The following is an 11375-nucleotide window of genomic DNA, read 5'->3' on the forward strand; positions in this document are numbered from 1 at the left end:
TAAAAAATAAATACCTGATTAACTAATTATATAAAAGAGGTGATCTTATGTCCAAGCAGTTGAAGCAATCGATTATACATTTGATAATCTGGTCAATTGTAGCTTTAGGATTCATTCTTGTTTTTTCAAGAGAAAATACCATTATTAATTGGTCAGACAATCGAACTGAAAAAGTAATCCTTGCAATACTATTGTTGACGGGATTCGGTGGAGATGCAATTCTTGGAATAATATTTAGAAAGAAAGGCAATGAAATCATTAAGGATGAGAGGGATATAGAGGTGACTGGAAAGGCAATGGGAGCCAGCTATATTGTGACCATGCTTTATGTATTCCTTGTAACCATAAGCATATATATAAAAAACGAATCCGCTGGAATGGTTCATGTGGGATGGTTGTGGTTCATAGCGTACAGTCTTGTAATTGTGGCAAATATTGCCAGCTCCGTATGCACAATAATTGTGTACAAAAGGCTGGGAAGCTGATGAAGAAGGAATATTTACTTAAAAACAATATTAGAAGAATCAGAAGGGGAATTTTGGATATAACCCAGAAGGAGCTAGCTGATGCAACTGGATGTACAAGGCAGACAATAGTTGCCCTTGAAAAGAACAAGTATAATCCATCACTAGTTCTTGCCATGAGGATAGCGAAGGAGCTTAGTGTCAGCGTTGAGAAGCTTTTTGAGCTTGAGGAAAAGGACTGATATAAAATTCAAATATCCAAAATCTCTTGAAGTGTTGTCGATTTGAGATTTATGACCTGCGATAAAATAATAGTTTTTTATTTTTAGCCATATCTTGACACATAGATTGAACTGAAATATAATTGATTTAATGACTGTGCACATTTTTTTGCAATGTGTGCTTTTTTTAGGAGCATATGATGAGTGAAATAATACTTGTAACAGGTGGTGCAAGAAGCGGTAAGAGCACCATAGCTGAAAAGATACTACTGAATAAGAATGAAGATATACTTTACATTGCAACATCCATAGCTTTTGACGAAGAAATGGAAGACAGAGTTAAAAAGCACCAGGAGCGACGAGACGAGAGATGGAAGCTTGTTGAAACATACAAGGATTTTCACAAACTTGTTGACAATGAAGAATTCAAGAACTGTGAATACATCCTCCTTGATTGTATAACCGTAATGCTTTCCAACAGATTTTTCGACGACAGAATGGGCAATGACACAGAACTTGAAAAATACGATGAACTGGAAATTGAAATACTGAAAGATGTTGAAAATCTTTTACTAATATCAAGGGAAAATAACAAGAACATAGTTATAGTGACCAACGAGCTTGGTATGGGGATAGTACCCATAGATAGGAGTAGTAGGATGTATAGGGACATAGCCGGCAGGATCAACCAGCATATAGCATCTCAGGCGGACAAGGTAGTACTTGCTGTTTCGGGAATAGGTGTTGATATCAAGAAGCTTGAAATCGATTGTTGATATGGTTGGTGGATTATGGAATTAATGACAATTCGAGATTTATCAGTAGTATTTCTAGGTGAAGCATATATGGTTGTGGCCTGTGATTCTTGCGCTGGTATTGGTTTGAAGGAATATGATGTTGTGCAGCTGTCTCCAGACAAGATGGCATATATTACAATGAATGTTATTTGTTGCGAGCTTGCATCTCTAAGGATTAAGCCTTCGGTAATAATAAACAATGTTTGCGCTGAGATGGATGATACTGGTAAAATGGTTATAGAAGGAATAAATGAATATATGAAGGACTACTTTCTGGATATGGATTTCATCCTGACGGGTAGTACGGAGGAAAATTTTAAAACTGTTCAGACTGGCATCGGACTTTCTGTCATAGGATATAAAAACAGGGATGAATTTTTCCTTCCATCCAGTAATGCGAGAGATCTTGTAGCAGTAATTGGAAAGCCTAAGGTAGGTCAGGAAGTAATTGACGACAGAGGAGAGATTCTCAATTCAAAGGAGTTGTGGAATCTTCTGGAGTTAAACTGTATAAATGAAGTGATACCGGCTGGTTCAAAGGGGCTTGGATTTGAAATAGGCCAGCTTAACATTGATGATGAAGCTGAAGTATTAATATATGATAATTTGAAAATAGACTTGAATAAGTCAGCAGGTCCGGCGACATGTGCAGTAGTTACTCTTTCAAAGGATAAGGTGGATGAATTAAAAGAAGGATTATCCATACCTTATGAGATTATAGGTGAAATAAAATAATTACGGTTATATATTATAAATATGGATTAAAATAAAAAAAGGATATTTTTATGAAAAAAAATATGAAACAGGTAATGAGAAGTCTGTCCATGATGATTGCTTTTTTTACAAGGATTCCCATGAAATATGGACATGAATTTGATGAGGACGACTATTGCATAGGAATCATGTTCCTTCCTGTTGTTGGACTGATTATAAGTTTGGGACTGTTTTCACTTAAGTATGCATTGTTCTTTGCAAGTCCCTATGTTAGCGGACTTATTATGCTCATATTCTATATATGGATCACAGGAGGTCTTCATATAGACGGTCTTGCAGATACCTTCGATGGAATATTCAGCGGAAGGGACAGGGAGAGAATGTTTGAAATCATGAAGGACAGCAGGGTTGGCTCCTTTGGCGCTGTATCCATTTCACTTCTCATGATAAGTTATGTGATTCTTTTTGCGGAAAACACATCGGGAGCTATATTAATGATGGGCGTAGTTGGAAAGAGCTCTGTTATGGCATCGGCTTCCATTTCAGGTTATGCCAAGGAAGAAATGGGTCTTGGAACCATGTTTGTAGAAAACTGCAATGAGAGGGAAAGATATATAGGGATATTATTTGCTGCATTAGTTTCAGTATTTGTAGGATACAAGCTTATGATACCAGCAGGTATAACTTTTGTACTTGTTGCACTGATTACTCAGTATCTAAAAAAAGTACTAGGAGGAATGACAGGAGACACCATGGGATTTATAGGTGAGGTTTCACAAATTATTTTCCTCATTTTGTCTTCTTTCATATATTGATATGGAAAAGGGATATGTACATTTATATACAGGTGACGGAAAGGGGAAATCTACCGCTGCTTTTGGTCTAGCATTGAGGGCTGCCATGTTTGGGAAAAAAGTTTATATTGGACAGTTTATCAAGGATATGGAATATAATGAGACAAAAATCAAGGATATTGTGGACAACATTGTCGTGGAACAGCTTGGCAGGGGATGCTTTATATTTGAAGCTCCTGAAGAAGAGGACAAGTCTGCTGCAATGGATGGACTTAAGAAATGCAGCGACATTCTAAAATCCGGTGATTATGACATGGTAATTCTTGATGAAATAACAATAGCGCTGTACTTCAAGCTTTTTGACGTCAAGGATGTAGTTGAAGCCGTTAAGAACAGGGATGAAAAGGTAGAAGTAGTAATGACGGGCAGATATGCTCCCAAAGAGCTATATGATATTGCAGACCTTATTACGGAGATGAAAGAAATAAAGCATTACTACAATACAGAGGGCCTTTTGGCGAGAGATGGTATAGAACGTTAACAAAAATGAGACTCATAAAAGAGTCTCATTTATTTTGTCTGCAAAGTCTTTTGCTCTTGTTTTTATGCTTTCAAGTTCAAGAATATCACCAGGATCGTTTGCTGTTTCCAGCATTGAAAATCTTGACTGTAGCCTGAAGGTTTTGTTTATATTTAATGCGCTTATTAGCTGTTCGGCAAGTATGTCACTTCCTGAATGTCCTGAAACGATAATGGAAAAAAGATACTTGTCGTAAAATTGTGTCTTTCTGAACAATGCCGTCAGCCTGTTTATGACAGCTGAAAGGTTTGCCGATATGGAGTCGTTGTAGTTTGGACATAACATCAGAAGTGCGTCGCAGGACAGTACTGCCGGGTAGACGTCTTCCACCATTATTCCTCCGTAATAGCATCTTTCCTGTTTGCCGTAGTGATTGCAGGTCTTAAAAGAACATCCTATGCAGTCTCTTACTGATCCGTTTTCTATATGTATTTCGTTTATGTTTATTCCCTTCAGATTGCTTTTGACCTCATTCCAAAGCATAAGTGTGTTTGAAGTTCTCCAATTACTTGAGTGGAGAACCAGAAGTTCAGGTTTTTTGTGCGTTGGATTTTTGTCCATCATAAGCCTATCGACGAGGTCTTTTGAAGATTTAAAGCATGCATCTTTCAGACTCGAATTTTCGGCCATTGCAATATGAACAAGGTTTTTCATGGAGCCGGTAACTTCAACTATTGGCCTTCCTATGAATGATGCGCCAGACTGATTAAGGTAGAATATTATCCGTCTTCCTATTGATTTTGTGAAAAGCTCAGAATCTCCGTGTATTAATACTACAGCAGATGAACTCTTGAAGAAATCCTTGTTTTCGGAGATTTTTTTAAGCATTTCCATTAGTTCAATATTTATTCCGCTTTTGTTTATGTAAACGGAGAATATTATTTTCCCATTTTGTATGCTTTCTAGTTTTTCTACAGAGTATATTGTTTCATATTTTATTCCATCCAGGGAAGATTCATGGATTTCTTTTTGAAGGTCTGACACTTCGCCGGGACATATGAGATATAGATCATTCATTGAAGTCTCTAAGTTTGTTGTATGTCTTTGAGAGTCTTTTTTCAAGGACTGCAGGCATTCTGATTCTTTCAAGTTCAAGTCCTGTAACCAGATTTCTGTTTTTGCTCCCCATGAAGGCACCGCCAATGAAGTTAGAGCTGTAGTGCCACTGGCCAGTCATAGTTGCCAACAGTGAAATAGCTCCTGATGAAAGGGAAGGTGCTATGTAAGGCTTGTAGCCAAGTTCTCTTACTGCAAGATTTGCATTTACTGTTTGTTCTGTAAGCTTAAGTGAATTTTCATTGTTGTAGTCATAAATATTGTCTGCAATTACAAGGTCATTTCCATGGGGACCGAAGGCTCTTCCTTTTTTTTCGTAATTTTTAAGGTTATCATCTTGTTTTGAATAGTATATTGCTCTGGCGTTCATCACTCCAAGGCCGTAGCCTTTAATCTGCTCTGGGAAAAGTCCCTTGTTGTCCCAATTGCCCTCATCGTCCTTGTTGCTTTCCTTGAACACTGTGTAGCAAAGCTGGTCCACAGGGTCAGAAACAACTGAAAATCTTCCTTTGAAGTTGTTTTTCCTGGCAAGCTTGGCATATTCCTTGATTATCTTTGCATTCTCTTCGAACTGTATCATTCTTACATCCTTTACGGCAGTACCTACTGGAGGCACACCCTTTGATGCACAGAAGACAAACATGTCACAGTCGAAAAGGTCGTCGTACTCTACTATTTCAATTTCCGGAAGGTTGTTGTTAAACGGAAGTGAAACCTGGTTCATTTCTATTTCCCATCTTTTTTGGTTTTCAGGAATCCTGTCGTGTATACCGATTTTTGATATCGTATTGCCTCCGAGGAGTTTAAGACCAATGAGAAGTGTGCTTCCAACATCTCCAAGGGCAAGAAGGTTAACCTTCCATTTTTCGGGAGTAGAATAATCCAACATATCCTTCCATTTTGGATAGCTTTTGTTGATATAGACTACCTGTTTGTTTGAAATCTTCAGAGACAGCTTTTCAGGAATTCCTATCTTTGCTTCGGGGGATTTGAGCAAATCCAAGTTCTCTTTTTCAGCAAAAAGAAGAGAAGAATCTGAAAGGCAGAAACTTCCTCTTGATTTATTTATTGGCATATTTCCAAGGAAATATATTGTGTCATCGCCGCTGAAGAAACCAGTTCCTTCAGCAGCTTTGAGATCCTTATATTTTGAAAGTGAAAAAAGTTTCTTATTGTTAATTGAATAGTAAAAGATTTTCATAATGCACCTACTTGATTATTTTTTTGAGTCTTTTAAGTTCTTCTATATCATTTTCGATATAGAGGGATGGTTTTTTATTGTAGTCGTAATGCATATTGCTACCCTTATATGGGAATCTGGGAGAAATTGTTACTTCTCCCAGTCTACCAAGGGTTAGTGTTCTTTCATATATCTTTTGGTATTCTTTTTCAATTGTCTGCATTATGTCCCTAGCATTTTCAAGACAGGTCATGGACAGATCATAGATTTTCTCTTTATTCGTTTCTCTTATGAAATGCGGAGCAACATATGGTAGTATCAGGTTTATTGATTGAATCAGATTGCCTTGTTCATTGTTAGGCTTAAGGAGTGTATCTCCACCCAGAAATGGACACATAAGGTTTTCATTGAACCATATTCTAAGATTCGGTATAAAGTATGCCGAGTCTACATCGCGGCCTCTGACATCCATCAGTTCCTTGCCTCTTCCAGATAGTATTCCAACAATGATCTTCTCAACAGGAATGTTTTCCTTTCTGAAGAGGGGACTTACTGCCTTTATTCTGTAGCCCTTGTGAAGAAGGTCGTCTACAAGTATTACAGGCCTGTCAAAAGACTTTATTGTCTTTATTTGATGAGGCAAAGTTGGATAGTTGGGGTATTCTCCTATGGTGAAATTCTCAAGGTCTGAATTGAACATTTTTTCAGTATGTAGTGATTTTGTAACTGTGTTTGGTACTACTTTGCCCTGAAGTATTGTTCCAAATGGTACACACATGGATTCTCCCATACGTCTTTTTTCATACGGTACATTGGATACCTTGTTAGATTCACATATTTTTTTAATGAGTTTGTGGTGAAGCATTTCGTTGTCAAAGGATAGAACCAAGGAACCTGGATACAGGTTAGTTAATGATTTTTGAAGTCTTTTCCTTGATTCTTGTACGACTCTCTTCACTTTATTGTTTTTGCTGAATGGTTCCTTCAGAAAACTCTTCAGATTGAGCATCAATGATGCAGTCTTTCTCATGTCTACGCCGTATACGGGTAGTCCGAAGTTTTCAACAGGCAGCTTTATAAATCCTTGAAGTTCAAGGATTTCTGATATTTTATTGGAGTCTATGTTTGTAAGGATATTGTGGTAAACAGCATAAGTTAGATCTTCTTCCAATCCGTGTGACAGAGTTTCTGTAATGATAATCTGTTCTATATCCTCGTTGCTGTATTCCTTGTTTGTGTATATTCCGTCGATTATCATTATCTTACCTGAAGCCGCTTCCCTTATATGTTCCGTAACTTTGGTATTCTTAAACTCTCTGTAAAGTTCTGTAAGTTTGATAAAGTGGAAGGCTGAAAAACCTATTATCTTGCCTGCCTCGTTTGACTCTCTTATAATAAGAAACTTAATATCTTTATTGTTTATATCTTCACCAACATTTTCATAAAGGTCAGTATGGATAAATATATGATGGCCTATTTCGTTTATTATCTGGTCGCTCATATTTTCAACTATATCGATATCAAGTGATGTAGTTTCTATAAGGGTTTTGTATTGAGGCTCTCTAAGATACAAGTTATAGTCATAGATGAATTTCTGTGCCAAAGGGTCAATAAGGTTTGATATATCTCTATTTTCATCTATAAGTTCTCTGATTAGTGATGAGCTGATGTCCTCCATGTGAACTGGAAGCTCAAGTTCCAGAACATCTCCCTTGATTCTCTTTGCAGCATCATCAGATTTAGTTGCTTCCTTTTCAGTTGAAAAAGAGTTTGCCCTTCTGAATATTATATGGTTTAGTGAGTGTATTGAAGATTTGGACACCCTCTTGTGGTATGCACTTGCATTGACTATTACATCACTTCCCACAACAATATACATCGCCTTGTTGACGAAGAGTTCCTTAAGGGATGCTATGTCTTTATTGTTAGCAATGTTGATAGGTATTTCCGCCGGGAACAGATAAACATCCAGCTCATCAGCTATGGACAAGTTTACTATCTGTCTTCTCAAAAGCCTTGGCTGAGTTTTCTTTGACCAGGAGAATTCATCTATGGCTAGATAGACTTCAAACCCATTGGCCTTTATTTCCTTCACTATCTGCTTGTGTCCTATTGAGAAGGGGTCAAAGGTACCCGGGAATATAGCAATCTTTTTTTTCTCTTTAAGTACAATTTCCCCTAAGAAGAAGCTGTAATCACTTATGAACCTGTAAATGTGATTTAGTGATGCCGAGTTATTGATGAAGAAAACATCTTCAAGGTTTTTTTCGGACAGAAGTGTAATGAGTTTCTTGCATATCTTTTTGTATATCTGGCATTTCATTTCAAGGGAAAGATGATCTGAATCAAAGATATTCTTTCCAATAAAAAGGAATGATTCTTGTTTTATATTCTCATCGTAGTTTGAAAGACCAGACAGGAAGAGTCCTAGTATTCTCACAAGTCTCTTTTCATATACTTCCTTGTCTTCTTCAAACCTGTTTGGATAATTATGGTAGTGCTCTATGATTACACCCATGGTGTTCAATATCAGTGGAATTGTACGTGAACTTTTCTTTTTAACATGGTTCTCGAAATCGTCGATAGACTCGTCAAATTCCGTAGGATGGAGATAAAGCATAAATTCACCAAGATATTTAGGGATATATTTTGAAAATTCATAGCCTTCGATTTCCAGTCCACGAAAAAGCTCTATGTAAACATCATTTCTTTGGTCTATTGACAGGAGGGGTGCAAGCTTAATTAGTGTTCGACCCGCCTTGTTTCTTACAAATTCAACAGCGCTTACCTTTACAAGGTTGCAAAGGTGAGTTGCCGTATGAAGCTTGGATATAGGTGAAATATATTTGATAAATTCCTCTATATACTTAATATTTGTTGCTTTTACAACCCATGGAACTGCTGATTTTAGGTTCATTAGGAATAAGTCTGACAAATCTCTTGACATTTCATAAAGTTTTGCTTCATAGAATTCAATAGTTATTTTGTCGAGTTCCAGGTTTTGTGCAATTTTAAATTTAAGGAAAGTCTTGCAGTGTTCATCGTGGTGATTAAGTTTTTTTATATGATCCACAATTTTATCGTACCTGCATGCATCCTTGCCAAGAAGATGTGTGATTCTTTCAAGTGTATCAAGTGTTGTCGTTGCTATATCCAAGTCCTTGTCATAAAACTTCACAAGAAAATCAACAGCCTTATCTACCTGTTCTTCTTTCAGTTCCTGGTAGGGCAGTCTCCATAGTGAATCAAGCATTATAAACATTTTTTCCCTGTCATCCGGGTTTATAGACAGATGATTCAGATAAATGTCCACATAGTCGTGGAAGCTATCTTTGTTGCAGGTATTGAAGAAGGAACTCATAATTGTTTTCAATGAATATCCTATCCAGATTTTATGTTGAGCAATTATTTTATGATCAGGGTTTATGACCATGTCAAGATATTTGTCCCATAAAACGAGACTGTCAATTTCAGGTTTGTCCAGCTGTTTGTCCGCGGGAACTTCTTTTCTGTATTTGTCGTCAAAATTTGCTATTGTTTCTCCAAGAATTTCTGAGGCTTGTCTTCTGATGTCTCCTTCACGGTGCATAAGAAGCTCATACATGAAGTTGAGTGTCAAAAGTTTTTGCTTGTGTGTAAGGTAGGTTGTATACTCGTTGAATACGTTAAGATATGACCTTATGTTCTTCCAACTCTTCTCACTTCTTGCTGATTCAAGAAGAAGGTTTAGTGATTCGTTAGAACTTAGCTTGTACATGAGGTCTATATTGTGGCTTATAGCCATGTATTTGAAGTTTTGAGTTATTTCATCTTCAAAAAGAAGGGCATTGTCCTTTTTTTCCACATATTTGAGTTCTCTGTTAACAAGGGATGTATCGACACCCTTGCTTATCATGAAATCCTCGAAATCCTTGAGTTTTTCGTATACCCTTCTGTATCGTCTCTCTTTTGTTTCATCCACATTGTCCAGCTTGTCAAGAATTACCTGGAATGAATCGGAAAGGGAGTAGATATTCATTTCGTGTCCATTCTGTGTTGTTTTATTTTTTACTCTGAAATCGGCATATATTAGAACAAGTGATTCCAGTGGAAGATTTTCAAGCTCAAGATCCCAGGTTGAGTGATTGAGAGCAACATGGCCGATTTGTGGAATCTTGAATTTCTTGAACCATACTTCCGTATAGTAGTAGTGATAGTATGCAACTCGTTTCTGGTCTTCTCCGACACAGCCATATTTTCCAATGTCGTGTCCGGCAGCGGCTCCTGATACCCTTCCTAAATATATTGGGACACCAGCCTCATTGAGCTGTCTTGCTACATGTATTGCGACGTGGTGAACACCTGCAATATGGGAAATTGTATTGTATCCGGTCACTTCATGACCAAGTCTCATTAGTATGTATATATAGTTTTCATTGAAGACTCTTCTAAATTTCAAGTAATCTTTGGGATCTCTTAAATTGTCAATTTCTTCCTGGGAAAGGAATTCAAAATCAAGGTATTTGTTGAATTCCTGATTTTTTTTCTGGGAGTCGAAAATCGACTTCAATATTTCAAGAAATATCATTACTGATTTTTCATATTTCTTTACCATGTCAATTGTAACTGCATGGGGATATGACTTGTTTAGAACATATTGGTATGTATAGACAAGCCAGTCTTCTTTCTGCTCATTGGCTAGATTGTTAAGTATGTCAATACAAAGGTTAAGAACATTACTACAGGTAAATTCATTTTTATTCACAAGAGTAGATAATTTGTTAACGAAATGTTTGTTGAGTACTAAAGAATGTATTTTCTCTTCAGTCAGTTCTATATTATTTAAAAAATTAGTATCGGTTAAATTGCTTAATATTTCTCTGTGTAATTCGTTTAAAGTAAGTCTACTCATAAATTCCTCCGTTTTATATATCCCTTTAATTTTAACACTTATAGCTATCTACGTAAAGTATTATTAATGGAGTGAACACTTGACATATCAACTTCAAAGTGTATAATATTTACATAATCAACAGGGAGGAAAAAATGGCTTACATTCCGCAATATGTGAAGATAAAAGAATATATAATTGAGAATATAAAACATGGAAATTTCAAGCACGGAGATAAAATTCCTTCTGAGAAAAGCCTTGGGGATATGTTCAATGTAAGCAGGATAACGGCAACAACTGCAATCAGGGACCTTGTCAATGATGGATACGTCTTCAGGATTCAAGGAAAAGGAACTTTTGTATCTGAAAAGAAGATAGAGGATGTAAAGAATCACAATGCCTACGGCTTTGAAAACAATAGCTCAATGGATGAAGATGTCCACGAAACCAAATCTGTAAAAGTTATCAAGGTTGGCAGTGAGTTTTCAGAGAAGATGGACCTTTCTGAGACTGATGAACTCTATGAAATTATTAGATACAAGCTTGAGGGTGAAAGAGTTAATGCAATGGAGTATGTATATCTACCTCTTAAGTATTATCCTTCTTTGAAACTTCAGGAAGAGGGAACGAGGCATATTCATGATCTTGTGAAGAGCAAGTGTTTTCTAAAGCAGAAGAAGGCAAAGGTATATATAGAAC

Annotated in this window: 10 protein-coding genes; 7 read left to right on the top strand and 3 right to left on the bottom strand. The window is 36.7% G+C overall.

Annotated features, from left to right (window positions below; translation table 11 throughout):
* Positions 1–47: 47 nt before the first annotated feature.
* The 6 genes from AC3AX0_RS02235 (at position 48) to AC3AX0_RS02260 (ending at position 3531) form a co-directional block, all read left to right on the top strand.
* A complete protein-coding gene (locus AC3AX0_RS02235; protein WP_487548675.1) occupies positions 48–485 on the top strand; it encodes a DUF2178 domain-containing protein in 438 nt (145 codons plus the stop codon).
* Positions 485–706, top strand: coding sequence for a helix-turn-helix transcriptional regulator (locus tag AC3AX0_RS02240; RefSeq protein WP_487548676.1), 222 nt, complete (start codon positions 485–487; stop codon positions 704–706). The genes AC3AX0_RS02235 and AC3AX0_RS02240 overlap by 1 nt, the downstream gene beginning before the upstream one ends.
* Before the next feature lie 179 nt (positions 707–885).
* On the top strand, positions 886–1461 hold the full coding sequence (cobU, locus tag AC3AX0_RS02245; protein WP_487548677.1) for a bifunctional adenosylcobinamide kinase/adenosylcobinamide-phosphate guanylyltransferase: 576 nt from the start codon (positions 886–888) through the stop codon (positions 1459–1461).
* 24 nt (positions 1462–1485) lie between these two features.
* Entirely contained in the window at positions 1486–2217 is a 732-nt protein-coding gene (locus AC3AX0_RS02250) for an AIR synthase related protein (protein ID WP_487548678.1), read from the top strand.
* A 50-nt stretch (positions 2218–2267) separates the two neighbouring features.
* A complete protein-coding gene (gene cobS / locus AC3AX0_RS02255; protein ID WP_487548679.1) occupies positions 2268–3011 on the top strand; it encodes an adenosylcobinamide-GDP ribazoletransferase in 744 nt (247 codons plus the stop codon).
* Position 3012: 1 nt separating this feature from the next.
* Complete coding sequence (locus tag AC3AX0_RS02260; RefSeq protein ID WP_487548680.1) at positions 3013–3531, top strand: cob(I)yrinic acid a,c-diamide adenosyltransferase; 519 nt, start codon at positions 3013–3015, stop codon at positions 3529–3531.
* Positions 3532–3543: 12 nt separating this feature from the next.
* On the opposite strand, the gene AC3AX0_RS02265 is transcribed toward AC3AX0_RS02260, so the two are convergent.
* From AC3AX0_RS02265 to AC3AX0_RS02275, 3 genes are read right to left on the bottom strand one after another with little or no spacing between them, the layout of a single operon-like run.
* Complete coding sequence (locus AC3AX0_RS02265) at positions 3544–4587, bottom strand: flavodoxin family protein (RefSeq protein WP_487548681.1); 1044 nt, start codon at positions 4585–4587, stop codon at positions 3544–3546.
* Positions 4580–5827, bottom strand: coding sequence for a lactate/malate family dehydrogenase (locus AC3AX0_RS02270; protein WP_487548682.1), 1248 nt, complete (start codon positions 5825–5827; stop codon positions 4580–4582). Before AC3AX0_RS02270 ends, AC3AX0_RS02265 begins: the two co-directional genes overlap by 8 nt.
* A gap of 7 nt (positions 5828–5834) precedes the next feature.
* On the bottom strand, positions 5835–10697 hold the full coding sequence (locus tag AC3AX0_RS02275; protein WP_487548683.1) for a cytidyltransferase: 4863 nt from the start codon (positions 10695–10697) through the stop codon (positions 5835–5837).
* A gap of 134 nt (positions 10698–10831) precedes the next feature.
* Between AC3AX0_RS02275 and AC3AX0_RS02280 the strand changes: the two genes are divergently transcribed.
* A partial coding sequence (locus AC3AX0_RS02280) for a GntR family transcriptional regulator (protein WP_487548684.1) occupies positions 10832–11375 on the top strand: 544 nt, incomplete at its 3' end.

It is taken from the genome of Dethiosulfatibacter sp. (genome assembly GCF_983023055.1).